29 protein-coding genes are annotated in these 25,773 nt (G+C 67.6%); 15 read left to right on the plus strand and 14 right to left on the minus strand.

Annotated elements, in window-relative coordinates; all coding sequences use genetic code 11:
* Window positions 1-29: 29 nt before the first annotated feature.
* Window positions 30-1,412 (minus strand): ABC transporter substrate-binding protein, encoded by a 1,383-nt coding sequence (locus NWF24_RS22020; protein WP_093078812.1) that lies wholly within the window; start codon window positions 1,410-1,412, stop codon window positions 30-32.
* 111 nt (window positions 1,413-1,523) lie between these two features.
* Window positions 1,524-2,267, minus strand: coding sequence for a FadR/GntR family transcriptional regulator (locus NWF24_RS22025; RefSeq protein WP_093058273.1), 744 nt, complete (start codon window positions 2,265-2,267; stop codon window positions 1,524-1,526).
* Between the two features lie 149 nt (window positions 2,268-2,416).
* Between NWF24_RS22025 and NWF24_RS22030 the strand changes: the two genes are divergently transcribed.
* The 5 genes from NWF24_RS22030 (at window position 2,417) to NWF24_RS22050 (ending at window position 7,010) form a co-directional block, all read left to right on the plus strand.
* Window positions 2,417-4,153 (plus strand): IlvD/Edd family dehydratase, encoded by a 1,737-nt coding sequence (locus NWF24_RS22030; protein ID WP_258350392.1) that lies wholly within the window; start codon window positions 2,417-2,419, stop codon window positions 4,151-4,153.
* A gap of 1 nt (window position 4,154) precedes the next feature.
* A complete protein-coding gene (locus tag NWF24_RS22035; RefSeq protein ID WP_093177893.1) occupies window positions 4,155-5,063 on the plus strand; it encodes a 2-dehydro-3-deoxygalactonokinase in 909 nt (302 codons plus the stop codon).
* Window positions 5,060-5,707, plus strand: coding sequence for a 2-dehydro-3-deoxy-6-phosphogalactonate aldolase (locus NWF24_RS22040; RefSeq protein WP_258350393.1), 648 nt, complete (start codon window positions 5,060-5,062; stop codon window positions 5,705-5,707). Before NWF24_RS22035 ends, NWF24_RS22040 begins: the two co-directional genes overlap by 4 nt.
* 39 nt (window positions 5,708-5,746) lie before the next feature.
* Window positions 5,747-6,499, plus strand: a complete 753-nt coding sequence (locus tag NWF24_RS22045; protein WP_258350394.1) for an aldolase — start codon at window positions 5,747-5,749, stop codon at window positions 6,497-6,499.
* A gap of 196 nt (window positions 6,500-6,695) precedes the next feature.
* Window positions 6,696-7,010, plus strand: a complete 315-nt coding sequence (locus tag NWF24_RS22050) for a hypothetical protein (protein WP_258350395.1) — start codon at window positions 6,696-6,698, stop codon at window positions 7,008-7,010.
* 33 nt (window positions 7,011-7,043) lie between these two features.
* Here the strand turns inward: NWF24_RS22050 and NWF24_RS22055 are convergent, their stop codons facing one another.
* The 4 genes from NWF24_RS22055 to NWF24_RS22070 form a co-directional block, all read right to left on the minus strand.
* Complete coding sequence (locus NWF24_RS22055; RefSeq protein WP_258350396.1) at window positions 7,044-7,751, minus strand: SDR family oxidoreductase; 708 nt, start codon at window positions 7,749-7,751, stop codon at window positions 7,044-7,046.
* A 39-nt stretch (window positions 7,752-7,790) separates the two neighbouring features.
* Complete coding sequence (locus tag NWF24_RS22060; RefSeq protein ID WP_258350397.1) at window positions 7,791-9,212, minus strand: MATE family efflux transporter; 1,422 nt, start codon at window positions 9,210-9,212, stop codon at window positions 7,791-7,793.
* A gap of 19 nt (window positions 9,213-9,231) precedes the next feature.
* Complete coding sequence (locus NWF24_RS22065) at window positions 9,232-10,548, minus strand: MFS transporter (protein WP_258350398.1); 1,317 nt, start codon at window positions 10,546-10,548, stop codon at window positions 9,232-9,234.
* Window positions 10,549-10,652: 104 nt separating this feature from the next.
* Window positions 10,653-11,108, minus strand: coding sequence for a MarR family winged helix-turn-helix transcriptional regulator (locus NWF24_RS22070; RefSeq protein WP_093058264.1), 456 nt, complete (start codon window positions 11,106-11,108; stop codon window positions 10,653-10,655).
* Between the two features lie 75 nt (window positions 11,109-11,183).
* On the opposite strand from NWF24_RS22070, the gene NWF24_RS22075 reads away from it, so the two are divergent.
* Complete coding sequence (locus NWF24_RS22075) at window positions 11,184-11,732, plus strand: PaaI family thioesterase (protein ID WP_258350399.1); 549 nt, start codon at window positions 11,184-11,186, stop codon at window positions 11,730-11,732.
* Window positions 11,733-11,750: 18 nt separating this feature from the next.
* On the opposite strand, the gene NWF24_RS22080 is transcribed toward NWF24_RS22075, so the two are convergent.
* Entirely contained in the window at window positions 11,751-12,080 is a 330-nt protein-coding gene (locus NWF24_RS22080; RefSeq protein WP_258350400.1) for a hypothetical protein, read from the minus strand.
* Between the two features lie 173 nt (window positions 12,081-12,253).
* On the opposite strand from NWF24_RS22080, the gene NWF24_RS22085 reads away from it, so the two are divergent.
* The 6 genes from NWF24_RS22085 (at window position 12,254) to NWF24_RS22110 (ending at window position 17,566) form a co-directional block, all read left to right on the plus strand.
* A complete protein-coding gene (locus tag NWF24_RS22085; protein ID WP_258350401.1) occupies window positions 12,254-13,315 on the plus strand; it encodes a Fe(3+) ABC transporter substrate-binding protein in 1,062 nt (353 codons plus the stop codon).
* A gap of 34 nt (window positions 13,316-13,349) precedes the next feature.
* Window positions 13,350-15,029 carry an ABC transporter permease gene (locus NWF24_RS22090; RefSeq protein WP_258350403.1) on the plus strand — a complete coding sequence of 560 codons (1,680 nt, stop codon included), beginning with the start codon at window positions 13,350-13,352 and terminating at the stop codon, window positions 15,027-15,029.
* Window positions 15,026-15,709, plus strand: coding sequence for an ABC transporter ATP-binding protein (locus tag NWF24_RS22095; protein WP_258350404.1), 684 nt, complete (start codon window positions 15,026-15,028; stop codon window positions 15,707-15,709). Before NWF24_RS22090 ends, NWF24_RS22095 begins: the two co-directional genes overlap by 4 nt.
* A 112-nt stretch (window positions 15,710-15,821) precedes the next feature.
* The gene (locus NWF24_RS22100; RefSeq protein WP_258350405.1) at window positions 15,822-16,505 is read left to right on the plus strand and encodes a glutathione S-transferase family protein; all 684 of its coding nucleotides are present in this window, start codon (window positions 15,822-15,824) and stop codon (window positions 16,503-16,505) included.
* Between the two features lie 71 nt (window positions 16,506-16,576).
* The gene (gene gloA / locus NWF24_RS22105; RefSeq protein WP_081268016.1) at window positions 16,577-16,990 is read left to right on the plus strand and encodes a lactoylglutathione lyase; all 414 of its coding nucleotides are present in this window, start codon (window positions 16,577-16,579) and stop codon (window positions 16,988-16,990) included.
* Window positions 16,991-17,008: 18 nt separating this feature from the next.
* Window positions 17,009-17,566 carry a DUF1697 domain-containing protein gene (locus NWF24_RS22110; protein WP_258350407.1) on the plus strand — a complete coding sequence of 186 codons (558 nt, stop codon included), beginning with the start codon at window positions 17,009-17,011 and terminating at the stop codon, window positions 17,564-17,566.
* Here NWF24_RS22110 and NWF24_RS22115 read toward each other — a convergent pair whose 3' ends face one another.
* From NWF24_RS22115 to NWF24_RS22130, 4 genes are all read right to left on the minus strand, one after another.
* Window positions 17,567-18,298 (minus strand): haloacid dehalogenase type II, encoded by a 732-nt coding sequence (locus tag NWF24_RS22115; RefSeq protein ID WP_258350410.1) that lies wholly within the window; start codon window positions 18,296-18,298, stop codon window positions 17,567-17,569.
* 8 nt (window positions 18,299-18,306) lie between these two features.
* Window positions 18,307-18,948 carry a bifunctional 4-hydroxy-2-oxoglutarate aldolase/2-dehydro-3-deoxy-phosphogluconate aldolase gene (gene eda / locus NWF24_RS22120; protein WP_093058255.1) on the minus strand — a complete coding sequence of 214 codons (642 nt, stop codon included), beginning with the start codon at window positions 18,946-18,948 and terminating at the stop codon, window positions 18,307-18,309.
* Window positions 18,939-20,780, minus strand: coding sequence for a phosphogluconate dehydratase (edd, locus tag NWF24_RS22125; RefSeq protein WP_258350413.1), 1,842 nt, complete (start codon window positions 20,778-20,780; stop codon window positions 18,939-18,941). Before edd ends, eda begins: the two co-directional genes overlap by 10 nt.
* Window positions 20,781-20,983: 203 nt before the next feature.
* Complete coding sequence (locus tag NWF24_RS22130; protein WP_093078833.1) at window positions 20,984-21,532, minus strand: OmpA family protein; 549 nt, start codon at window positions 21,530-21,532, stop codon at window positions 20,984-20,986.
* A 135-nt stretch (window positions 21,533-21,667) separates the two neighbouring features.
* Here NWF24_RS22130 and NWF24_RS22135 point away from each other — a divergent pair, with 135 nt between their 5' ends.
* Together NWF24_RS22135 and NWF24_RS22140 are read left to right on the plus strand one after the other, a co-directional pair.
* Complete coding sequence (locus NWF24_RS22135) at window positions 21,668-22,375, plus strand: gamma-glutamylcyclotransferase (protein ID WP_258350414.1); 708 nt, start codon at window positions 21,668-21,670, stop codon at window positions 22,373-22,375.
* On the plus strand, window positions 22,372-22,911 hold the full coding sequence (locus tag NWF24_RS22140) for a superoxide dismutase family protein (protein WP_258350415.1): 540 nt from the start codon (window positions 22,372-22,374) through the stop codon (window positions 22,909-22,911). Before NWF24_RS22135 ends, NWF24_RS22140 begins: the two co-directional genes overlap by 4 nt.
* A 16-nt stretch (window positions 22,912-22,927) precedes the next feature.
* On the opposite strand, the gene NWF24_RS22145 is transcribed toward NWF24_RS22140, so the two are convergent.
* Complete coding sequence (locus tag NWF24_RS22145; protein ID WP_258350416.1) at window positions 22,928-23,497, minus strand: nucleotidyltransferase family protein; 570 nt, start codon at window positions 23,495-23,497, stop codon at window positions 22,928-22,930.
* Between the two features lie 29 nt (window positions 23,498-23,526).
* On the opposite strand from NWF24_RS22145, the gene pdxH reads away from it, so the two are divergent.
* The gene (pdxH, locus tag NWF24_RS22150) at window positions 23,527-24,180 is read left to right on the plus strand and encodes a pyridoxamine 5'-phosphate oxidase (protein WP_097200856.1); all 654 of its coding nucleotides are present in this window, start codon (window positions 23,527-23,529) and stop codon (window positions 24,178-24,180) included.
* Between the two features lie 12 nt (window positions 24,181-24,192).
* On the opposite strand, the gene NWF24_RS22155 is transcribed toward pdxH, so the two are convergent.
* The gene (locus tag NWF24_RS22155) at window positions 24,193-25,404 is read right to left on the minus strand and encodes an OmpA family protein (protein ID WP_309148842.1); all 1,212 of its coding nucleotides are present in this window, start codon (window positions 25,402-25,404) and stop codon (window positions 24,193-24,195) included.
* On the minus strand, window positions 25,398-25,754 hold the full coding sequence (locus NWF24_RS22160) for a hypothetical protein (RefSeq protein ID WP_258350422.1): 357 nt from the start codon (window positions 25,752-25,754) through the stop codon (window positions 25,398-25,400). Before NWF24_RS22160 ends, NWF24_RS22155 begins: the two co-directional genes overlap by 7 nt.
* Window positions 25,755-25,773: the final 19 nt, after the last annotated feature.

Here is a 25,773-nt window from a genome sequence, read left to right on the forward strand (position 1 = left end):
GTTGTTGACGGGTGCCGTGCGTACGCGGCTTACTGCCCCGCCACCGTCTTGATGCGCGCGATCATCTCGTCCACGGCCTTGTCCACCGGCACCTTGTCGGTCACGACGCGGCTCATGGCCTTGGCCCAGACGTTCTCGTTGTTCAGCACGGTGAACTTGTAGTTCTTGGTGAATTCGAAGGTCACGGTGCCGGCGGCGTACTGGTTGTAGACCGAGAGGCGATGCGGGTCGGCCTTCCAGAAGTCACGCTGCTGCGCGGTCTTGGTCACGGGGAACCAGCGGCCCAGCGAACCCTCGACGTACGGCGTCAGGTTTTCTTCCTGCAGCAGGAAGGTTACGAACTCCTTGGCGCGAGCCTTGTTCTTCGCGTCCTTGAACACCACGCCGGTCTTCACGGCCGTGCGGTAGACCATCTTGCTGCCGTCGGGCTTGCTCGGAAAGCCGGCCGTGCGGATGCGCTCGGTGTAGTTCTTGCGCGCTTCCTCACGCTGCTCGGGCGTGAGCGAGGCGTTGTTCGAATCGTCGAGCCACTTGGCGGCAATGGAGATGGTCGCGTTGTGCGTCATCACGGTCGTCTTGTTGTGGAAGGCGACGTTGTTGTCCGGGTCCTTCCAGCTGGTGGAAGAAGGCGGCGTGCAGCCCTTGGTGTAGGGCGTGGTGTAGTCGGTCATGGCGCCGATCAGGCCGGTGCGCACCTTCGGGTCGTCGACCAGCAGCTTGCCGTTGTCGTCCACCAGCTTGACGTTGTAGGCGTCCATGAAGGTCAGGAACGAATAGAACGCATCGCTCGAATCAACGCCCATCGGCATGCCGATGCCGAAGTTGCGCTTGCCGCTTTCCTTGCGGCTGGCGGGCTGCACCTTGTCGCACCAGAACGACCAGTACTCCTTCCAGGTGGTCGGGATGTCCGACTCCTTGAAGCCCGCCTCGGCCAGCATGTCGCGCCAGTACTCGATGTGCATCGTCTGCTGCTTGATCGGGAAGGCGTAGTAGGCCTTGGTCTTGGTCTGGTCGTTGTAGAGGTAGGTGGTCTCGAGCGTGTTGGGTGCGAAGCGGTCCTTCATGGGCGTGAGCACGCTGCTGATGTCTTCGAGCTTGCCGTCGTAGGCCCACTTGCCGGTGACCTGGAAGTCGTACACGTCGGCGTACGCCACATCAGGCGGGCTGCCCGAGTCGAGCGCGGACACGGTCTTGGGGATCATGTCCTGGATCGGGTACTGCGACAGTTCGATCTTCACGTTCTTGTTCTTCTCCTCGAACTTCTTGATGGCGGCGAACAGTGCGTCGTCCTCCGCCTTGTAGAAGCCCTTGACCCACCATACGGTGAGTTTCTCCTGCGCGGCAGCGTGACCTGCCGACAGCAGGCCCAGCGCGACCAGCGTCGGCGCAATCAGCGACTTGACGAGTTTCATGGTTGATGTCTCCTTCTTCTCTTGGGTGGAATTTGCTCGGGGCGCGAGCGTAGGGTGAAAGAACCGGATGCGAACTGCGGACAAACGCGTAGACGGCGCCAATGCGACCAGCTAACTGGCCTTGAGCCTGGGCGGCGGCCTGCTCAGGCGCGGCAATCGTCGGCGCGAGCCCAGCACGTCCTCGATGTCCTGGCGCGCGCCGTCGATGAGACGGATGATCGCGAGCTCGGCCCTGGCCGGGTCGTGCGCGATCACCGCATCGAGCACCGCACGATGCAGCGGCAGCGAAAGCGTGGGGCCGTCGGGCTTGGTGGTCGAAATCTCGAAACTGGTGCGCAGCAGCGCGTTGAGCACCTTGCTCATCTGCGACAACATGCGGTTGCCCGCGGCACTCAGCAGGCCGTTGTGAAAACGCAGGTCGAAGGTGACGTAGTCGCCGCCGTTCTCCACGGCTTCCTTCATGCCTGCGAAGGCGCTTTCTATTTCCTCGATGTCGGTGGCCGTGGCCCGCTCGGCCGCAAGCCTTACTGCCGCCGGCTCCACCACGCGGCGCAAGTCCTGCAGGTCGCGCAGGAACTCGGGCGTGAGCCCCGCGCGCGCCTGCCAGGTAATGACGTCGGGATCGAACCAGTTCCACTTGTCCTTGGGCAGCACGCGCGTGCCGACCTTCGGCCCCGTGACGATCAGGCCCTTGGCCGCCAGCGACTTGATGGCCTCGCGCACCACGGTCCGGCTCACGCCGAGTTCCTCGCCGAGCACGGGCTCGGAGGGGATCGACGCGCCGATCGCATAGCGCCCCGCCACCACGGCTTCACCGAGGAGTTCGAGCGTGCGACCGTGGATGTTCTTGATCATGTGCGATGTGAAATCTGATATCTCGCCGCTCGAAAACACTAAGGCTCCGGCGCATTGTTCGCGCTTATCATATGATGATTGAAACGCTGGATCGGCAGGACAAACCCTGAGGGTCGAGCCCACGCATCGACAACAAAGAGAGACATTTCATGAGCACCGCCCCAAAGAAAAAACCCGGTGAACTTCGCAGCCAGCAATGGTTCGGCCGTCATGACCGCGATGGCTTCATCTACCGCAGCTGGATGAAGGGCAAGGGTGTGCCGCACGACCAGTTCGACGGTCGCCCGGTCATCGGCATCTGCAACACATTCAGCGAACTCACGCCCTGCAACTCGCACTTCCGCACGCTCGCGGAGCAAGTGAAGATCGGCGTGTACGAAGCGGGCGGCTTCCCGCTCGAGTTTCCCGTGATGTCGCTCGGCGAAACGCTGCTGCGGCCCACCGCCATGCTGTATCGCAACCTCGCGAGCATGGACGTGGAAGAAAGCATCCGCGGCAATCCGCTCGACGGCGTGGTGCTGCTCATGGGCTGCGACAAGACCACGCCCGCGCTCATGATGGGCGCGGCCAGCGTCGACCTGCCGACCATCGGCGTGTCGGGCGGCCCGATGCTCTCGGGCAAGTGGCGCGGGCAGGAGCTCGGCTCGGGCACCGGCGTGTGGCAGATGAGCGAGCAGGTGCGTGCCGGCACGCTCAAGCTGCAGGAATTCTTCGAGGCCGAGAGCTGCATGCATCGCAGCCACGGCCACTGCATGACGATGGGCACCGCGAGCACCATGGCCAGCATGGTCGAGTCGCTGGGCATCGGCCTGCCGGGCAATGCGGCCTACCCCGCCGTGGACGGCCGCCGCAACGTGCTGGCACGGCAGGCGGGCAGGCGCATCGTCGACATGGTTCATGAAGACATGAACATGTCGAAGATCCTCACGCGCCAGGCCATCGAGAACGCGATCAAGGTCAATGCTGCCATCGGCGGCTCGACCAACCTCGTGATCCACCTGCTGGCCATTGCGGGCCGCATCGGTGTCGACCTCACGCTCGACGACTTCGACCGCCTCGCCTCCGATCTGCCCTGCCTCGTGAACCTGCAGCCCTCGGGCCAGTACCTGATGGAAGACTTCTGCTATGCGGGCGGCCTGCCGGTGGTGATCAAGGAAATTGCCGATCACCTGCACAAGGACATCCTCACCGTCACCGGCCAGAGCCTGTGGGAGAACGTGAAGGACGCCGAGAACTACGGCCCGCAAGTCATCCGCACGCTGGCGGAGCCCTTCAAGGAGAAGGCCGGCATCTGCGTGCTGCGCGGCAACCTCGCGCCCAACGGCGCCATCATCAAGCCGAGCGCGGCCACGCCCGAGCTGCTGGTGCACAAGGGCCGCGCGGTGGTGTTCGAAAGTGCCGAAGACCTGCACAAGCGCATCGACGACGAGAACCTCGACATCGACGAGCACTGCATCATGGTGCTGAAGAACTGCGGCCCCAAGGGCTACCCCGGCATGGCCGAAGCGGGCAACATGCCGCTGCCGCCGAAGGTGCTGCGCAAGGGCATCACCGACATGGTCCGCATCAGCGACGCGCGCATGAGCGGCACGGCCTACGGCACGGTGGTTCTGCACACCGCGCCCGAAGCAGCCGCGGGCGGCCCGCTGGCGCTGGTGCAGGACGGCGACATCGTCGAGCTCGACGTGCCGAACCGTAAATTGCATCTGCATGTGAGCGACGAAGAACTGGCCGAGCGCCGTGCTAAGTGGGTGGCACCGAAGGCGCCGCTGGACTCCGGTTACTGGAAGTTGTACGTCGATACAGTGCTGCAGGCTGACCAGGGAGCCGACCTGGCCTTCCTGCGTGGTCGCCGCGGGGCATTCGTGCCGCGCGACAATCACTGAGATGACAAGACTGGTAGCAATCGACTGGGGCACGAGTTCACTGCGCGGCGCACTGCTGGATGCCGGCGGCAAGGTGCTGGAAGAGCGCAGCGATGCGCGCGGCATTCTCACGGTGCCCGAAGGCGGCTTTCCCGCCGTCTTCGAGACGCTGTTCGGCGACTGGATGCGCCTTGAGGGCACGCGCTGCCTGATCTCCGGCATGGCCGGCAGCAAGCAGGGCTGGGTGGAAGCGCCCTACTGCGCCTGCCCGGCGGGCCGCGTCGAAGTTGGCCGCAAGATCATCGACATCGATGCTATTCCCGGCGCTCGCATCGCGATCGTGCCGGGCCTGAGCGATGAGCACGCCGGCGTGCCCGACGTGATGCGCGGCGAAGAGGTTCAGATCTTCGGCGCGATGGAGCTCACGGGCCTGAGCGAAGGCGTCTTCGTGCTGCCCGGCACCCACAACAAGTGGGCCACGGTAAAAAAGGGGCGCGTCGCGGGCTTTCGCACCTACATGACGGGCGAGTTCTACGCACTGCTGAGCCAGCACTCGATCCTGGCGCGCACGCTCGATGCATCGGCGCCGCTCGACGAAGCCTCGTTCCTCGAAGGCGTCACACGCTCCGAAAACGGGCACGGCCTGCTGCACAACGCCTTCGGCACACGCACGCTCGCGCTGTTCGAGCGCATGCCGAAGGAAGAGCTCGCGAGCTATCTCTCGGGCCTGCTGATTGGCGAAGAGTTGCGCACGCAGTCGCTGCAGGCGGCCGGCGAGGTGATCCTGATCGGCTCCTCCGCCCTCACCCAGCGCTACACACTGGCCCTGCGCGCCACCGGCGTCGCCACGCGCACGCTGGGGGCCGAAGCCACCTGGGCCGGGCTGCATGCGCTGTCCGGCTTTCTCGATTCCGACAGAATTCCCGCATGAGCACCCCCACTCCCCTCGACAAATTCGGCGCCGCGATGCGCGAGCTGCCCTTGGTGGCGATCCTGCGCAGCCTCACGCCCGCCGAGGCAGCCGATGTCGGCGATGCCATCGTCGAGCCCGGCTTCCGGCTGCTCGAAGTGCCGCTCAATTCGCCTCAACCACTGGAAAGCATCGCGCTGATGCGCAAGCGCTTTCCGCAGGCGCTGGTCGGCGCCGGCACAGTGCTCGGAGCGCAGCAAGTGCGCGAGGTGCATGCGGCCGGCGGCGAACTGATCGTCTCGCCCAATTTCAACGCCGAGGTCATTGCCGAAGCCGTGCGGCTCGGCATGGTCTGCCTGCCGGGCGTCATGACGCCGACCGAGGCTTTCGGCGCGCTCGCGGCCGGTGCCACCGGGCTCAAGCTGTTCCCGGCCGAACTGGCCTCGCCCGCCGTGGTGAAGGCGCTGCTGGCCGTGCTGCCGGCCGGCACGCCGGTGATGCCCGTGGGCGGCATCACCCCCGCGAACATGGCCGAATGGCGCGCGGCTGGCGCTGCCGGCTTCGGCATCGGTTCCGCGCTCTACAAGCCCGGCAAGCAGGCCGCGGCGGTGCGCGAAGACGCGAAGAAATTCATCGCGGCCTGGACGGGCCTGACCCTCGCCTGATCCTCGCCTGATCTACGCCCTTACTCCGTAACAAGAAAAATGGAGAGCCCCTCGATGTCCGCCGATGCCACCTACGCCAGCCCTGCCGTGCGCAAGCTGCGCGAAGACCTCGCCCTGGCCCTGCGCGCAGCCGCCCACCACGGGCTGTCAGAAGGCGTCTGCAATCACTTCAGCGTGATGTTGCCGGGCGCACAAGACCGCTACCTCATCAACCCGCGCGGGCTGCACTGGAGCGAGATCGGCCCCGACGACATCGTGCTGATCGACGTGCACGGCGAGGTGCTCGCCGGGCGCCACCGCGTGGAGCCCACCGCCCTCTTCATCCATGGCGCGGTGCACCGCATCACGGGTCATGCAGTCGTGCTGCACTGCCACATGCCGTATGCCACGGCGCTCACGATCACGGTCGACCGCGCGCTCGACCCGACCGCGAGCCAGAACGCCATGCGCTACATGAACCGCATCGCCATCGACGCCGAATACAACGGCCTTGCGCTCGACGACGCGGAGGGCGAACGCATCGCCCGCGCCATGGCGGGCAAGGACGTGGCCTTTCTGGCGAACCACGGCGTGATCGTGGCCGGCGGCAACATTGCCCACGCCTACGACGACCTCTACTACCTGGAGCGCGCCTGCCTGCACCAGGTGATCGCGCAGTCGACCGGGCGCCCACTGGTGCCGGTCAATGCGAAGCTGGCCGCGCACGTGGCGGCGCAGATCCAGGGTGAACGCGAGCAGTCGGACCTGTTCTTCGAAGCCCTGCGCCGCATGCTGCCCGCCCCGCGCGGCTGAACTTCCGGCCGATACGGCCAATGGCCTATCCGCGGGACATGTTCCGCGGTGCAAAGTCCATTCACAATTGTGTCTTGGCCTTGCTACGTCCTGCACGCAAGGCGCTTACAGCTCTTCATCCGATTTCGCTCCAGCCTTACACCAACTTCACACAAGGCCGCGAGGATGGGGCTTCCAACCACAACCGGGGGATCACATGAAACAGCTTTCTTTTGCATTCGGCGCCGCGGCCCTTCTGTCGCTGGCCTCGCTCACCGTTCCGGCCCAGGCCCATGCGAGCGGAAACTTCATTCAGGCGCAGGTGTATGTCGTGCCCGCACCGCCGCCTCCGCGCCGCTACTACGCACCGCCGCCTCCGCCGCGTCACTACTACGGCCCCGGCTATCGCCGCGACGGCTACTACGACCGCCGCTGGGATGACCGCCGCCACCATGGCGGCCGCCGGGACAACGACGGTGACGGTGTGCCCAACCGTTACGACCGCCGGCCCAACAACCCCTATCGCTATTGATGAAGACCCGGGCCGCGTGCCCGGGTTTTGCGTTCAGGCCGGGGAACCCGCATAGGGCGGCGTCGCGCTCGACAGGGTCTGCTTGAGCTGCCGCGAGACTTCGTCCGCCAGCACCTCGGGCCGCCCCGCCTCCACGCCCGCCAGCGCCTGGCGCGCCACGTCGTCCGGCGAGGACTTGTCGCCCTGCACATGCGCGGCCATGTCGGTGTCCATGTAGCCCACGTGCAGGCTCGTGACCTGCGTGCCCTGCCCGGCCAGTTCATTGCGCAGGCCGTTGCTCAGCGACCAGGCCGCCGACTTGGTCGCGCTGTAGGTCGCAACGCTCGGGAAGGTGGTCCAGCTCAGGGCCGACAGCACGTTGATCACACCCCCGCCGCCGTTGGCCGCGAGCACGGACGCGAAGGCCTGCGTCAGCGCCCAGGGGCCGAAGAAATTGGTTTCGAATTCGGCGCGCGCAGCGGCCAGCGCATCGGGTGAGCCGAGGAAGCTGGAGCCGCGAGAGATGCCCGCGTTGTTGACGAGCAGCGTGACGTCGCCGCAGGCGCGCACGGCCGCTTCGATCTGCGCGGGCTGCGTCACGTCGAGTGCCACCGGCGTCACGCCGGGCAAGACGATGCTCTTCGGGTCGCGCGCCGCGCCATAGACCTTGCGCGCACCCGCTGCCAGCGCCGCCTTCGCAAAGGCGAGACCGAGGCCGCGATTGGCGCCGGTGATGAAGACCACGGAGTCCTTGATTTTCATGATGAGTCTTTCGTTGATGGAAATCGTTGAAAACTGTTCTCAGGCCTGCGCCACGCGCCGCAGCAGGCCGTTGGTGGTGCGCGGCCAGCCCACGCGGCCGAACCAGGCGCCGCCCGCGATGGCCGATGCGATCACGATGCCGTACACCACGAGTGCCACGCCCTGCGCCGCGAACACGCCGGTGAGCCCGCCACCCCAGCGCAGCGCCAGCCAGCCGCCCGTGCCGGCAACCGCCAGGCGCGCGATGTTGCCCAGCACCGGCCACAGCAGGCGGCCCGCGCCCTGCGACGCGAAATACAGCACCAGCCCGACGCCGAAGAAGCCATACAGCGGCCCCACCACGCGCAGGTAGTGCGCGCCGGTTTCGAGCATGGCCGGGTCGTTGCCGAACAGCAGCAGCCATGGGCGCGGGAACAGCGCGGCCGCAATGCCGATGGTCTCGGTCAGCGCAAAGGCCAACGCCGCGCCGGCCCAGGTGGCACGCAGCGCACGCTCGCGCTGCCCGGCCCCCATGCAGGTGCCGACCATCGCAACCAGCGGCGCGCCAAGGCCGAACACCAGCGGCACCAGCAGGTATTCGAGCCGCGAGGCCGTGCCGTAGCCGGCCAGCGCACCCGAGCCGAAGTGCCCCGTCAGCGCAGTGGCGATGCCGATCGACAGGTTGGTCGCCACCGTCGACACCGCGCCCACCAGCCCGATGCGCAGGATGTCGCGGAACAGCGGCCAGCGCAGCTTGAGCGCGGCCAGCGTGGGCCGCAGCAGGCTGCGCGGCGAGCGCAGATAGACGATGAGCGCGATAGAGCCCAGCAGGTAGTACAGCAGCAGCGCCATCGCGCCGCCCGCGATGCCCATGCCCGGCAGCGGCCCGACACCGAATATCAGCAGCGGCGACGCCGGAATGAGGAACACCACGCCCACCACAGTGACGTTGGCCGGCACGGACATGTTGCCGGTGCCGCGAATGATGGCCGAGAGCGAATTGAAGAGCCACACGAGCATCGCGCCCGCGAACACCCAGTTCGAGTACGTGAGCGCCGCGTCGAGCGCGGGCCCGGTGCCGCCCATGATTCCGTAGAGCCAGCGTCCGCCCAGCAGCAACGCCAGCGTGAAGCACAGGCCGAAGCCCAGCGCTATGACGATGGCATGCCACACCAGCGCGTCGGCATCGGCGCGGCGGCGTGCGCCTAGCGCGCGGGCAATCGACGAGGCGATGCCGCCACCCATGGCACCGCTCGATGTCATCTGCATCAGCATGACGATGGGGAACACCAGCGCCATGCCCGCGAGCGCATTGGTGCCGAGCTTGCCGACGAAGTAGGTTTCGATGAGGCCAACGGAGGCCTGCGCCACCATCACCAGCACGTTGGGCGCGGCGAGGCGCAGCAGCGTGGGAACGATGGGCGCCTCGAGCAGGCGGCGCGTGCGCGGGTCGAGTTCGGCGGTGCTGTTTGAAGCTGTCATGGAGGGAGCCTCGATGCGTTCAGGCACGTGCCGCTGCGGAAGGCGTGACCGGCGTGCCGGCCTTCGCCGCCGGGCGGCGGATCATCATCACGATCAGCGCCGCCACCAGGCAGGCCGCGCCAGCCGCGTAGAGCGCCGGGGTGTAGGTCAGCAGCAGCGTGCGAGCAAAGCCGGCGCCATAGGCAGCCGTGGCGGCGCCCAGCTGGTGCGCGGCAAAGACCCAGCCGAACACGAGGCCGACCTTGGCCGGGCCGAAGGCGGCGCCCGCGAGCTTGACGGTCGGCGGCACGGTGGCGATCCAGTCGAGGCCGTAGAACATCGCGAATATGCCCAGGCCGTAGATGGTGAATTCCGAATGCGGCAGCCAGAACAGCGACAGCCCGCGCAGGCCGTAGTACCAGAACAGCAGCTTGCGGTTGTCATAGCGGTCCGACAGCCAGCCCGAGAGGATCGTGCCGACGAAGTCGAAGGCGCCCATCATCGCGAGCACCGAGGCAGCGGGCACCGCGCCCATGCCGTTGTCGCCGCACAGCGAGATGAAGTGCGTCTGCACGAGCCCGTTGGTGCTCAGGCCGCAGATGAAGAAGGTGCCGGCCAGGATCCAGAAAGTGCGGTTGGTCGACACCTCCTTCAGCACGCGGAACGGCGTGGCGAAATTCATCGCTGGCGCGGCGACGGCAGGCGCTGCCGGCTGCGTGCCGGGCAGTTCGCCATAAGGCAGCAGGCCGATGTCCGAAGGCCGGTTGCGCATGAGGCACAGCGCCAGCACGCCGATGAGGATGCTGCCGATCACGATCGGCACGATGGCCGAGCGCCAGCCCCAGTGTTCGATCATCCAGGCCGCGAACGGCAGGAAGGCCAGCTGCCCGGTCGCCGAACTCGCAGTGAGCATGCCGATCACCAGCCCGCGCCGCGCGACGAACCACCGGTTGGCCACTACCGCGCCGAGCACCAGCGCCGTCATGCCGGTGCCCAGGCCCAGCATCAGGCTCCACAGCACGAACAGCTGCCACAGCTGCGAGGCCATGGTGACCAGCGCCATGCCCATGCCGACGAGCGCGAGGCCGGTGCAGATCACCGCGCGCAGGCCGTAGCGTTCCATCAGCACCGCGGCGAATGGGCCCATGAGGCCGAACAGCGCGAAGCGCAGAGCGAGCGCCGACGAGATCTGCTCGGTGCTCCAGCCGAACTCCTTGCCCAGCGGCTGCAGCATGGCGCCCGGCAGGCCCAGCGCGGCCGACATGGTCAGCATGGTCAGGAAGGTGATGGCGGCGACGATCCATCCGTAGTGGATGCCGCGGCGCTGGAGCCATGCGGAAACGGGGGTGGCGAACATGGGACCTCTGCTGTTGGAATGAGATGTGGAGGAGAAGAAAAAACGGAAGCCGCGCGCGACGGAACGCGTGATGGGATGGGGTCGGGAAAGCGGTTGGAGGCGGGTCAGTCGTCGCCGTCGGGCACGTCTTCGGCGCCCAGCAGTTCCATCGACTCGTCGATCAGCAGGTGCAGCGCCAGCACGCGCTCCACACCCAGCAGCGCATTGAGCTTTTGCTGCGCGGTCTTCCAGTGGGCCAGCGCCTCGCGCCGTTTCTCTTCGCCCTCGGGCGTCACATGCACCAGCCGGCTGCGCGCATCGGCACCGGCGGTCTGCGCGACCAGGCCCGCGACGATCAGCGGCTGCAGGTTGCGGCTCAGGGTCGAGGCGGTCATCTTGAGTTCGCCCGCCAGGTCGACCGGCCGCGAAGGGCCGAGCCGCGCGAGGTTCGACAGCAGCGAGTACTGCGTGGTCTTCAAGCCGCTCTTCGACACCTCGGCGTCGTAGAACTGCGAAAGACGGCGCGAAAGCTGGCGCACCTTGAAGCTGGTGCAGCCGCGTGGCTTGGTGGGGGTGTCCATGGGATATTATTGTATGTGCAACTATTGCATATGCAACTACCACCCTACGCCAAAGCCCCCAGGAGGAACACAGGCATGACACAAAACCCCAACCAACTCGAAGCCTGGATCGCCGAAGAACGCCGCATCGCCGAGCGCCTCGAAGCCGGCCCGGGCCCCGGCCTCGCCCGCCCCGAGCAGATCGCCGGCAAGACCGGCCTCGAAGTGATGCAGGCGATGCTGAACGGCGACATTCCCTATGCGGCCATCGCCAAGACGCTGGACTTCACGATCCTCGAAGTGCGCCAGGGCGTGGCCATCTTCCAGGGCACGCCGCTGCCGCAACACCTGAACCCGCTGGGCACCATCCATGGCGGCTGGGTCGCGACGATGCTCGATTCGGCCCTGGGCTGCTCCGTGCACACGATGATGCCGCCCGGGCGCGCCTACACCACCGCCGAGCTGAGCGTGAACTACGTGAAGGGCCTCACGCCCAAGGTTCAGCGCGTGCGCGCCGAAGGAAAGGTGATCCATTGCGGCAAGCAGCTCGCCACCGCCGAGGCTCGCCTCTATGGGCCCGACGGCACGCTGTTCGCGCACGCCACGACCACCTGTCTGGTGTTCGAGGTGCCGCCGGCGCGCTGAGCCCTTGCGCCAGGGTTGCTATCGGGTTGGGCAGGAGGGCGTCAGCACCAGGAAGCGAACGCCCCAGAGCACCGCCAGCACCAGCCCCACCCACAGCAGCCAGTGCGGCTTGCGCCGCCGCACCGACAGCACCACCGCCACGACCAGCAAGGGAATCAGGTACGCGAAAGACTCGACCCGCGCGTCCACCCCGTGGTCGATGGGCAAGGTGCAGAAGGTCATGCCGTCGGTGCGCATCGCCGGGTCTTCCAGCATCCACTCGTAGCGGTTGCGCGGAATGCCGAACAGCATCGCGGTGCAGAACAGCGCGTAGACCGCCGACACGAGCACGAAAACAGATCGCTTCACGTTCATCACATCCTGTTGAGCGGCGCAGGCACCGTACTTTGCAACGAGGCAGTAGGCCTTCGACCTGTAAGTCCAAAGGCGTCGCAGTTCATGCCCCCAGTGATAATTATTCTCATCCGAGACCTGCAACAGGCCTCGGAGCTTTCTAGAACACCCGCTCCCGGAGGATTCTCATGACCGAACGCTCAAGCGTCCAAGGCCGCGCCGTGCGCGCACTGTTCGCCACCAGCGCCGCCTGGCTTGCCGTCGCCGCCCTGCCCGCTCAGGCCGCCACCGACGAACTCACCCTCTACACGACGCGCGAGCCCGCGCTGATCCAGCCGCTGATCTCGGCCTTCAGCGCGCAGAGCAACATCAAGGTCAACACCGTGTTCGTGAAAGACGGCCTGCTGGAGCGCGTCAAGGCCGAAGGCGCACGCTCGCCGGCCGACGTGCTGATGACGGTGGACATCGGCAACCTGATGGACCTGGTCGATGGCGGCGTAACGCAGCCGGTGAAATCGGCCGCGCTCGAATCGGCCATTCCGGCCAACCTGCGCGGCGCCGACGGCCAGTGGTTCTCGCTCTCGCTGCGCGCACGTGTGCTGTATGCCGACAAGAGCCTGCCCCTCACGAGCTTCCGCTACGAAGACCTTGCCAACCCGAAGTACAAGGGCAAGGTCTGCATCCGCGCCGGCCAGCACCCCTACAACACCGCACTGGTCGCCTCGCTGATCGCCCACGACGGCGAAGCCAAGGCCGAGCAGTGGCTGCGTGGCGTGAAGGCCAACCTGGCACGCAAGGCCACGGGCGGCGACCGCGACGTGGCGCGCGACATCCTCGGCGGCATCTGCGACGTGGGCCTGGCCAACTCGTACTACGTCGGCCAGATGAAGAGCGCTAAGGAAGGCACCGACGCGCGCAAGTGGGGCGACGCCATCAAGGTGGTGCGCCCGACCTTCGCCAATGCAAAAAGCGGCGGCACGCACGTCAACATCAGCGGCGCGGCCGTGGCAAAGAACGCGCCGCAGCGCGCCAACGCGGTCAAGCTGCTCGAGTTCCTGGTGTCGGAACCGGCGCAATCGCTGTACGCGCAGACCAACTACGAATACCCGGTGCGCAAGGGCGTGGCACTCGACCCGATCATCGGGCAGACCATCGGCGAGCTGAAGGTCGATCCGCTGCCGCTGACCGAGATCGCCAAGTACCGCAAGCAGGCCAGCGCCCTCGTCGACAAGGTCGGCTTCGACCAGTGACATGGACGGCCGGGCACGCCTTGCCGGCGACTGAATGCTGACAGCGCGGCGCCAGCCGCCGGGCCTGCGCGCCGCGGGCCCGGCGTGGCGCTGCGCGTCATTCCTGATTGCCATCGGCGTGCTCGCGCCGGTGCTAACACTGACGTGGCTCGCGTTCGGTTCGGGCGTCGGCCACTGGGGCCCGCTGTTCGCGCACGTGCTGCCGCAGGCGGCGCTCAACACGGCCCTGCTGCTCACGGGCGTGGGCGCGCTGGTGCTGGTGATCGGCACCGGCTGCGCGTGGCTGGTAACGGCGCACGACTTTCCCGGCCGCGGTGTGCTGCACTGGGCGCTGCTGCTGCCGCTGGCAATGCCGACCTACATCGTCGCCTTCGCGTACCTCGATCTGCTGCACCCCATTGGCCCCGTGCAGGGCGCGATCCGCTGGGTGCTGGGCTTCGACAGCCCGCGCCAGTTCCGCCTGCCCGACCTGCGATCGATGCCCGGTGCGATCTTCGTGCTGGGCTTTGTGCTCTATCCGTACGTTTACATGACGGCGCGCGCGATGTTCATGACGCAGCCGGCGCACCTGATGGAAGCGGCCCGCATGCTCGGCGAAAGCCGGCGCGGTGCGTTCTTTCGCGTGGCACTGCCGCTGGCACGGCCGGCGCTGGCCGTGGGGCTGAGCCTGGCGCTGCTCGAAACGCTCAACGACATCGGCGCTTCTGAATTCCTGGGCGTGAACACCTTGACGGTGGCGGTCTACACCACGTGGATCACGCGCTCCGACCTGGCGGGTGCGGCGCAGATTGCGTGCGCGATGCTGTTCGTGGTGGTGGCGCTGGTCTGGCTCGAACGCAACGGCCGGCAGCACCAGCGCTTCGGTTCGGCACAGCGCATGCGCGCGGTGCAGCCACGACGCTTGCATGGCGGCGCGGCCTGGGCTGCGACCGCAACAGCCTCGGCGCCCGTGCTGATCGGCTTCGTGGCCCCTGCGCTCTACCTCGTCTGGGAAAGCGCCAAGCGGCTGCAACAGGGCGGTGGCGTTTCCCGCGGCCTCATTGCCAGCCTCGGCAACACGCTGGCGCTGGCTTCGGGCGTCACCGTGGTCGCGGTGGCGGCGGGGCTTGTCGTCGCCTGGGCTTCGCGCAGCCAGGGTTCGGGCCTCAACCGCGCGCGCTGGCAGGCGCGCGTGGCAACTCTGGGCTATGCGGTGCCGGGCACGGTGCTGGCCATCGGGCTGCTAACGCCTGCACTGGCCTTCGATGCCGCCCTGGCCACCGCATTCGGCTGGCAGGGCCTGCCGCTGATGGGCGCCGGCGTCGTGCTGGTCGTGGCCTGCGCTATCCGCTTTCTCGCGATGCCCGTCGGCGGCATCGAGGCCGGCCTCGCGCGCATTCCGCCTGCCATCGAGCAAGCCTCGCGCCTGCTCGGCGAAACCACCGCTGGCACGCTGCGCCGCGTGCATCTGCCGCTGCTGCGCCCCGCCATGGCTGCAGCCGCGCTGCTGGTGTTCGTCGATGCAATGAAGGAGCTGCCGGCCACGCTGCTGCTGCGGCCCGCCAACTTCGACACCCTCGCCACTTGGCTCTATGCCGAGGCCGCGCGCGGCACTTATGAAGAAGGCGCAATTGCCGCGCTCGCGATCGTGCTGGCCGGCCTGCTGCCCGTCGTGCTGCTAGCGCGCAATCAGTTGGGCACGCCTTCGCTCACACCCGGTCCCGACAAGACATGAGTTCCCCTCTGCACATCGACTCAATCCAGCTCGCCTACGACACGCCGCGCGGCCTGCACACGGTCGTCGATGGCTTCTCGCTGACATTGAACGCGGGCGACATCGGCTGCCTGTTCGGCCCCTCGGGCTGCGGCAAGACGACGGTGCTGCGCGCCATCGCGGGCTTCGAACCCGTGCGCGCCGGCACGGTCCGGCTCGGCGACGTACTGCTGTCGTCCGCGCAGAAGCACCTGCCGCCCGAGCAGCGGCGCGTGGGCATGATGTTCCAGGAGTACGCGCTGTTTCCGCATCTGTCGGCCGCGAAGAACGTGGCGTTCGGGCTGCGTCGCATGGACCGTGCGGCGCAGCAATCGCGCGTCGCAAAAATGCTCGCGCTGGTCGGCCTCGCCGATGCGGGCGAACGCTATCCGCACGAGCTCTCCGGCGGCCAGCAGCAACGCATTGCGCTGGCCCGTGCGCTCGCGCCCTCGCCTGCGCTGCTGCTGCTCGACGAGCCGTTCTCCAACCTCGACGGCGGCACGCGCGAGCGGCTGACCACGGAAGTGCGCGGCATCCTGAAGCAGGCCGGACAGACCGCGATTCTCGTCACGCACAACGAGGCTGAAGCGCACGCCATGGCCGACCGCATCGGCGTGATGCACGGCGGGCGTATCACGCACTGGCTCGACACGGCGGCCTAGCAGCATTAGCACAAGGGGGCCGTTTCTCGAATGGGCTTATCGGGAAAAGGTTGTTCGGGATCGCAAGAATCGCGGCGTTCCAGACACATCCATCCCAAAGAACGGAAGCCCCATGACGCGACAAGCCCTCACCCTCGTCAGCCACCTGCTGTGCCCGTACGTGCAGCGCGCCGCGATCGCGCTGAATGAAAAAGACGTGCCCTTCGAGCGCATCGTGATCGACCTCGCCAACAAGCCCCAGTGGTTCCTCGACATCTCGCCGCTTGGCAAGGTGCCGCTGCTGAAGGTGCAGCGGCCCGATGGCAGCGAGGCCGTGCTGTTCGAAAGCAACGTGATCTGCGAATACCTCGAAGAAACCCAGCCCGGCGCGCGCCTGCACCCCGAAGACCCGCTCACCCGCGCCGAGCACCGCGCCTGGATGGAATTCGGCTCGGCCATCCTCGCCGACCTCTGGGGCTACGAGACCACGCAGGACGCGGCCGTGTTCGAGCAGAAGCGCCTCGCGCTCATCGCCAAGTTCGAGCGCGTCGAGGCCGTACTGGGCGAAGGCCCCTACTTCGCGGGCCGCAGCTTCAGCCTCGTCGACGCGGTCTTCGCACCGGTGTTGCGCTACTTCGAAGTGTTCGACGCGATCAGCGATTCGCACCTGTTCGACGCCCTGCCCAAGGTCGACGCCTGGCGCAAGGCGCTGGCCGCCCGCCCCAGCGTGCGCAACGCCGTGGTACCCGAGTACCCGCAGCACCTGATGGAATTCCTGAAGCGCCACCAGGCCCACCTGCTGACACTGGCGGCTTGATCGCAGCGCCGGGAGGCAGACAATAGCGGCCTCCCTTTCCGATCTTTCCCATAACTACACGGCACCACGAGATGCGACTCCTTCACACCATGCTGCGCGTTGGCAACCTCCAGCGCTCCATCGACTTCTACACCAAGGTGCTCGGCATGAACCTGCTGCGCACGTCCGAAAACCCCGAGTACAAGTACAGCCTGGCCTTCATCGGCTACGGCAAGGGCAACCCCGACCAGGCCGAGATCGAGCTCACCTACAACTGGGGCACCGAAAGCTACGAACTCGGCACTGCCTACGGCCACATCGCGCTAGGCGTGCCCGATGCATATGCGGCCTGCGAGAAGATCAAGGCCGCGGGTGGCAACGTGACGCGCGAGGCGGGGCCGGTCAAGGGTGGCACCACGGTGATTGCGTTCGTCACGGACCCTGATGGCTACAAGATCGAGCTGATCCAGCGCGACGAAGGCGCCGCTGGCGGCGGTCTGCGCTGAACCCCGGCGGGGCAGCCCATGGCAAGCACGAAGAAGCAGGCCACGACAACCCGCCACGTCGCGTTGCTGCGCGGCGTGAACGTCAACGGCATCGCCATCAAGAGCGCCGACCTGAAGGCGCTTTTCGTCGAGCTGGGCTTCGGCGCAGTGCGCACCGTGCTCGCGAGTGGCAACGTGCTGTTCGACACCGGCGAGAGTGATGCCGCCGCGCTGCGCACGCGCATCGAGCAGGCGCTGCGCAAGCGCTTCGGCTACGACGCGTGGATCGTGCTGCTCACGCAGAAGACCGTGGCCGAGATGGCGGCGGGCTACCCCTTCGAGCGCATCGACGAGGAGCGCCATCCCTACATCGTGTTCGGCTCCGACGCCGCGATGCTCGATGAAATCGTGGAGAAGGCCGGCACCGTCGATGCCGATGTCGAACAGCTGAAGCGCGGCAAGGGCGTGCTGTACTGGCAATGCCCGCGCGGCGAGAGTCTCGATACGCCGGTGGCCAAGCTGCTCGCCAAGACCCGCTACAAGTCGAGCACCACCACGCGCAACCTGCGCACGGTGGAGAAGCTGCTCACCGACTGATCAGCAGCCCAGCAGGTCCGCCAACTCGTTGATGTCGCGCGCATGCAGGTTGTTGTCTGGCTGCGGCGAAACATCCTTCGGCCTGGCGCGGCCGAATTCATGCGGGCGCTCGATGTACGCGGTCTTCAGGCCGCAGGTGCGCGCGGCGGCCAGGTCGTCGTGGTGCGCGGCGGCCAGCATCACCTGCCCGGGCGTTGCGTCGAACACACCCGCCACGCCGAGGTAGGTGCGCGGATCGGGTTTGTAGGCCTTGAACACTTCGGCCGACAACACGCAGTCCCAGGGCAGGCCGGCGCGCTTCGCCATTTCGGTGAGCAGGCCGATGTTGCCGTTCGACAGCGTGCAGATGGTGAACTTCTTCTTGAGCCGCGTGAGCCCGGCCACCGAATCGGGCCAGGCCGGCAGGCGGTGCCAGGCGCGGCTCAAATCGCGCTTGGCGGCGGTGTCGAGGTGGTTGGCCAAGCTGAAGTCGTGCAGCACCTGTTCGAGCATGCTCAGGTGCAGTTCGTCGAGCAGCGTGAAGCCGCCCTCGCCCGCGGCGATGCGCTCCATCACTGCCTTCATCGCGGGCTGGTAGCCGGCACGCCAGGCCAGCGCGAAGGCTGCGCCGTCCACGCCAGGCAGTGCGCTCTCGGCCTCGGCGGCAATGCCGCTGTGCCAGTCGACCACCGTACCGAAAACGTCGAACGCGATGACCTTGAGGTCGCTCGCGTCGAAATCAACGCCGCTCATGGCGATGCTCAGCGCGGCAGCTGGCTCGCGGCGCGTGCCAGCTGCTCGATGCGCGCCCAGTCGCCATCACGGATCGCGTCGGTCGGCACGATCCACGAACCGCCCACGCAGGCCACGTTCGACAGCGCAAGAAACTCGGCCGCGTTGCCAGCATGGATGCCGCCCGTCGGGCAGAAGGTGACGTCGCCGAACGGACCCTGCCAGGCCTTGAGCATCGGCAGGCCGCCGGCCTGCAGCGCGGGGAAGAACTTCAGCTGCGTGTAGCCGTCTTCCTGCGCCGTCATGATTTCGCTGCCGGTGGCCACGCCGGGCAGCAGCGGCAGGCCGAGGTCGTGGCAAGCCTTGCCGACCGCGCGCGTGTAGCCCGGGCTCACGCCGAACTTGGCACCGGCCAGCGCCGAGGCTTGCGCATCGGCAGCGCTGCGGATGGTGCCGGCGCCGGCCACGGCCTCGGGCACGTCCTTGGCGATGGCCTCGATGCATTGCAGCGCCTGCGGCGTACGCAGCGTGACTTCGAGCATGCGGATGCCGCCGGCCACCAGCGCGCGCGCCAGGGGCACGGCATCTTTCACGTCGTTCAGCACGATGACCGGAATGACCGGGGCGTCGCGCATCACGTCCAGCGCGGTGAGTTTTTCGTTCATAGCCATGAGCAGGCTCCTTCTTCTGCGGTCAATGCATTGCGGCGCATGCCGGCGAACAGTTCGCGGCCGAGGCCGTGTCCGCCGGCGATGCGCTGCGCTTCGGGTTGCGTTGCGGTCTCGCGCGCTGCCCATTCGTCTTCGGGCAGCAACACGGCGAGCGTACCCGCGACGGAGTCGAGACGGATCAGGTCGCCGTCGCGCACCTTGGCAAGCGGGCCGCCCGCGGCCGCTTCGGGCGAGACGTGGATCGCGGCCGGAATCTTGCCCGACGCGCCGCTCATGCGGCCGTCGGTGACCAGAGCCACGCGGAATCCCTTGCCCTGCAGCACCGACAGCGGCGGCGTGAGCTTGTGCAGCTCGGGCATGCCGTTGGCCTGCGGGCCCTGCCAGCGCACCACGCAGACCACGTCGCACTCCAGCTCACCGGCGGTGAATGCCTTCTGCAGCGCGGCCTGCGAGTCGAACACGCGCGCAGGGGCTTCGATGACGTGGCGGTCGTCGGGCACCGAAGACACCTTGATGACGCTGCGGCCGAGGTTTCCACTCAGCAGCTTCAGGCCGCCAGTGGCGCTGAACGGGCTCGCGACGGTGCGCGTGACGGCTTCGTTCTTCAGGGGCGCGGCGGGGGTCCATTGCAGGCGGTGCTCGCCCGCATCACCCGCGAGCGCCGGAATGTTCGCGAATTCGCGGATGCCGCCCGAACGCACAGTCAGCACGTCGGCATGCATGAGGCCGGCATCGACCAGTTCGCCGATCACGAAACCGGGGCCGCCCGAGGCCTGGAACTCGTTCACGTCGGCGCTGCCGTTGGGATACACGCGGCTCAGCAGCGGCACCACGTCGGAGAGCTTGGAGAAATCGTCCCAGTCGATCAGGATGCCTGCGGCGCGCGCCACGGCCACCCAGTGGATCAGGTGGTTGGTGGAGCCGCCCGTGGCGAGCAGCGCAACCATGGCGTTGACGATGCAGCGCTCGTCCACCATCTCGCCGATGGGCGGACAGTTGAACGCGGCCTCGCCCGCCTTGCCTAGCACCGTACGCACGGCCTCACGGGTGAGCGTTTCACGCATCGCGTCGCCCGGCTGGATGAAGGCCGTGCCGGGCACGTGCAGACCCATGGCTTCGAGCAGCATCTGGTTGCTGTTGGCGGTGCCGTAGAAGGTACAGGTGCCGACCGTGTGATAGGCGGCCATCTCGGCGTCGAGCAGGCCCTGGCGGCCCACAAGACCCTGCGCCGCCTGCTCGCGCACCTTCGACTTGGCACCGTTCGACAGGCCCGAGGGCATCGGGCCGGCTGGCACGAACACGGTCGGCAAGTGGCCGAAGTGCAGAGCGCCGATGAGCAGGCCCGGCACGATCTTGTCGCACACGCCCAGCAGCAGCGCCGCATCGAACATGTCGTGCGTGAGCGCAACAGCGGTGCTCATGGCGATCAGGTCGCGGCTGAACAGGCTCAGCTCCATGCCGGGCGTGCCCTGCGTGACGCCGTCGCACATGGCAGGCACGCCGCCGGCCACCTGTGCGGTAGCACCGAGGCGGCGGGCCTCCTGCTTGATGATGTCCGGATAGCCCTGGTACGGCGCGTGGGCCGAGAGCATGTCGTTGTAGGCGGTGACGATGCCGATGTTGGGCGCGCGCTCGGTCACCACGCGGAACTTGTCGTTGGCCGGGATGCCGGCCACGGCGTGCGCCACGTTGGCGCAGCCCATGCGGTCGGAGCCGCGGTCGCGGGCGCGGATTTCGGCAAGGCGGGTGAGGTAGGCGCCGCGCAGCCCCTGGCTGCGCTCGCGGATGCGATCGGTAACGTCGCGGACGGTGGGGTTTGTGCTGCTGCTCATGGGGGTACGTGGCTCTTGCTGCATGTCGCCAGGGCGACTGTGGGCCTGGAGGCCCATGGTAACAAGCCGGGCGCTAAAGCCCGATGAAATCCGGGCGCCAGGCAATACGAATTTACCCATTCGCGCCCTGCCGGGAGGCGTACGCAAAAAAGCCCGGCGTTACCGGGCTTCTTCTCTGATCTGGCAATCGGGGTGCGTGGCGCTCAGTCGACCAGCTTCACCTCGACACGGCGCGCCTCGGCGTTGTTGCCAGTGCCGGCCGTCACGGCGGGCTTCTGCAGGTCGACCTTGGCCGCCGGAACGCCCAGGCCCACGAGCACGTCGCGCACCATCTCGGCGCGCTTCTTCGCGAGCTGTTCGTTGATGGCGGCGTCGCCGGTGGTGTCGTGGAAGCCCGAGATCACCGCCTTGCGGCCGCTTTCGACGCCCTTGATGACCGCGGCCAGTGCTTCGGCGGCGCCCGGTGCGAGATCGGCGCTGCCGGTCGCGAAGTAGAAGCTCACCACGCCGTCGACCACGCGGACGCTGGCGCCGTCGGGGATCGTGACCGTCACCGTCTCGGTGACTTCGGCCACCTTGGGTGCCGCACTGGGGGCAGGCGCCGAGATCGTCACTGCCGCAGCGGGCTTGGCGGCCGCCGGGTTGTGCCCCTTGTGCCAGAGCACGATGCCCACCACGAAGAAGATCACCAGGGCGATCAGCGCCATGACGAATCCGATGATGAAATTCTGCTGGCTGTCGTCGTCGCTCATTGCGGGTCTTGCTCCGTAGGAAAGAGGTCGGTAAATAATGGTGCGGTGAACCATGATCAGGAAATTGTAGGCGTCGGCCCTGACACCCCCGTGTCGGACCCTGCGCCGAACCCCGGTCCGCCGGGACTCGACCCCATGCCCAAGCCCCTGCGCGACCCGCAGCCGATGCTCGAGCGCGCCATCGCCGACTGGGGCGGACATGAGGACCTCTGGCTCTTCGGCTACGGCTCGCTGATCTGGCGGCCCGAATTCAGCTTCACTGAACGCCGACCTGCCTGGGTGCACGGCTGGCACCGGGCGCTGAAGATGTGGAGCCGCGTGAACCGCGGCAGCGTGCAGACGCCGGGCCTCGTGTTCGGGCTGCTCTCGGGCGGCAGCTGCCGCGGCATGGTGTTCCGCGTGCCGAAGGCCGAGGGCCTCGAAACCCTGGGCCGGCTCTGGCTGCGCGAGATGCCGACCGGCGTGTACGACCCCAGGTGGCTGCAATGCGGCACGGCTGAAGGTTCGGTGCGCGCGCTGGCGTTCACGCTGTCGCGGCGCAGCCCCAACTTCACGGGCGAGCTCAGCGACGATCACTACCGCCACATCTTTACCCACGCCGTCGGCCGCTACGGCAGCTCGCTCGACTACGCGCAGCAGACGCTGCTGGAGCTGCAGCGGCACTCGATCCACGACGCGGCGCTGGCGCGGCTGGTGGCGCTGGCCGCTGCAAAGGAACAGGAGCAGCGCCAGTCGGGGAACGCTGCTGATTGCGATGCACCGCAGGCTCCGGTATATGTTCCGGGGTCTCCAGACAAATCCGAATCCTCCCAATCTTCCGGACCCTCCAAGGAAAACACATGAACCAACGTCGTCTCATCGCCACCGGCACCGCCCTCCTCGCCTCGGCCCTCCTGGCCGCCTGCGGCAGCATGGGCGGCAAGCCGAGCACGGCCGTCGAACTGGTGCCGACCGCCGCGATCACGCCCAACCCGACGCGCGGCACGGTGACCTTCACCGCCCTCGAGCATGGCGTGCGCGTGTCGGGCGAGGTGCGCGGCCTGGTGCCGGGCAGCGAGCACGGCTTCCACATCCACGAAAAGGGCGACTGCGGCGACAACGGCAATGCCTCGGGCGGCCACTTCAACCCGGCCGGCGGCACGCACGGCAAGTTCGCCGCGCCGGGCAGCCATGCCGGCGAACTGCCGAGCCTGCGCGCCGACGCCAGCGGCATGGCGCGCTTCAGCGTGGAAGACCACGCGATCTCGCTGACGCCGGGCGCCGCCAACAGCGTGGTCGGCCGTGCGCTGGTGGTGCACCGCGACCCCGACGATTTCACGACGCAGCCGGCAGGCAACTCGGGCCCGCGCATCGCCTGCGCCGTGATCGCCAAGCCCTGAGATCGAATAGAAAAGGCTAGGCGCCCACGCGCGCCAGCCACAGTGCCTCGGCCTGCGCCAGCGCCTCGGGCGTGTCGATGTCGGTGACCACGCCGACATCGTCCACCGCCAGGTCGGCGACCGAATCGATGGCGCGCATCGACCGCAGGATGGACGATGCGCCAAGGCCTCCCTCCAAGGTAGCGAGCTGCGCGCCGCATCCGGCGGCAAAGCCCACCGGATGCCCGCGTTCGCCCCGGTATTGCGGCTGCACGGCATTCACCCGGCCGCCGAGGGCAGCTGCAACGGCCTGCAGCGTCGCGGGCAGCACCAGCGGCAGATCGCCCGGCAGGATCAGCCAGCCAGCCGCATCGGACGTGGCGCGCACGGCCGCCGCAATCGAGTCGCCCATGCCGGGGTGCCCCGCGTCTTCCACATGCCACGGCAGGCCGCTGGCGCGCACCGCGTCGAGCGTGCGCTCCAGCACCGACTTGCCGGCGAGCAGCGCCTTCAGCTTCGAGCCCGTGCCGCCAGCCGCGATGAAACGCTCGCCGCGGCCCGAGGCCAGCACGATCACTACCGGGGAATTCGCCTTCTGTGTCGTCATGGGCCGAGTATGTGCGCAACAATCCCGGCATGACTTCTCCTCTCTCCAATGACGCACTGGCGGCACTGCGCAAGAGCTACGAGCGAGCCGAGCTCGGCGAGGCCCACAGCGCCGGCGATCCGCTGAAGCAGTTCGAACGCTGGCTCACCGAAGCCATCGACGCGCAGGTGCCCGAGCCCAATGCGATGACGCTGTGCACCGTGGGCAGCGACCTGCGGCCGTCGAGCCGCATCGTGCTCATCAAGGGCTACGACGCGCGCGGCATCGTCTGGTACACCAACTATGAGAGCCGCAAGGGCCGCGAGCTGTCGGGCAATCCGTACGCTTCGCTGCAGTTCCACTGGGTCGAGCTGGAGCGCGTGGTGCGCATCGAAGGCCGCGTCGAGAAGGCGGGCGCCGAAGAGAGCGACGCCTACTTCGCAAGCCGACCGCTCGACTCGCGCATCGGCGCCTGGGCCAGCCCGCAGAGCGAAGTGATCAGCGGACGCGACGTGCTGGTGAAGAACGCGGCCGTGTTCGCCGCCAAGCATTTGCTCTCACCGCCGCGCCCGCCGCACTGGGGCGGCTACCGGCTGGTGCCCGACCGCTGGGAGTTCTGGCAAGGCCGCAAGAGCCGGCTGCATGACCGGCTGCGCTACCGGCTCGAAGGCAGCGACTGGGTGCGCGAGCGCCTCGCCCCCTGAGTCAAGTCGTCGTCAGGCCTCGCAGCCTACGACCTTGAATTCGACGCGCCGGTCCAGCGCGTCGCTCGCATCGTCGGCCCCCGTACCGACGATGTTCTCGCGAAAGCCCATGCCCGATTCGCGCAGCTTCTTCGACAGCGGCGGCGCCTCGCCCACCAGCCGGGCCTTCACGCTCACCGCGCGCTGCAGAGACAGCCGCTCGTTCACCGCCTCCGAGCCCGTGCGGCTGGTATGGCCCGTGACCACCACACATGAATCGATCTGCGCCGCCTGCCGCGCGATCTGGCGCAGCCACATCGGATAGGCGGTGCTGATCTTCGGGTCGGAGAGAAAGTCGGTCGAGCCCGGCTTGAACAGGAACTTCACGCTCAGGTTGTTGGTTTCGAGCCCAAGGCGCGCGATGGTGCCGAAGGTTTTCTCGGCATCAGCAGTGCGGCCGAGCTGCGATTGCGTGAGGTACAGCCCGCTGTAGATGCGCAGCTGCTGGCCGTCGGGCCGCTTCGCCGCGGCCTCGTAGCGGCTCAGTGCCTCGCTCATGCGGCCGGCCTCATAGGCGGCTGTGGCTTCCTGCAGCACTGTCGAGGTTGGCAAGCGCTCCAGGTACAGCGCGTCGGCGGCCTGGCCGGGTTGGGTTTCGGCGGTGCGGATGTAGCCCTCGACGCCGCGGTCCTTGCCGTTCACCGGGCTGTCGCGGAAGAAGGCGGTGGGCCGCGTGTCGAGCGTGGCATCGCTGATGCGCGTGACCGACTGCGCAATCACCACGCCGCTCTTGATCTCGGTCAGTGCAAGGTTCAACCGGTACGGCCCGCCAGAGGCGTCCTTGTCGCGCACCAGCGTGCCGTTCAGCACGTACTGCGCGTTGCCGATCTCGCTGGCGTTGAACGGCGTGACGGTGAACTGCTTGAACTGCGCCTGCATGCGCTGGACGATGCGCTGCTCGGCCACGCGCGTCACCTCGGTCTGCTGGCCGCTTGCGCCTTCGAGCAGCGGATCGATCACGATGCGGCGCTGCGTGAGCGTCGACTCCACCTTGGCCAGGAAGGCCGGCAGCTTCTGCGTCTGCACCATCAGGTCGTCCACCGCCTGGTTCATGGCCTGGTCGAAGGGCATGGCGTTGCCGGGCGCGGGGCGGTGCGCGCAGGCGGCGGCAAGTACGGCGGCGGCGCACAGCGCGAACAGGCGCAGCGCCGTGCGGACTCGTTGGGTGGTGGTCGTCATCAGCATTGGCTCCTCAATGTCTTCATGTCCTGGTCCGACAGCGGCTCGCCGACGGCGGCGCGCATGTTGATTTCGCTGCAGCGCTTCGATGGCGCAGGGCGCGGCGCGGCGGCTTCGCGTTGCACTGGCGGCGGTGATGGCGACGCGGCCGGCTGCGCGCGTGTCCTGATCACCGGCTTCGGCTTCAGCGGCGTCTCGTCCGTCTTTTCAGACTTCTCGGCGGGAGGCGGCTCGGCCGGCTCGCGCGGCGCGTTCGCCGACAGGCACGGCGTGCGGCACGGCTTGGCCGCGCCAGCGGGCTCCGCGGCCTGCGCGGGACGGCCGTGCAGCGCGATCACCGTCGCGACCACCGCCATAGCAAGAAGGGGCGAAGAG

Source organism: Variovorax paradoxus (assembly GCF_024734665.1).
GTDB lineage: Bacteria > Pseudomonadota > Gammaproteobacteria > Burkholderiales > Burkholderiaceae_C > Variovorax.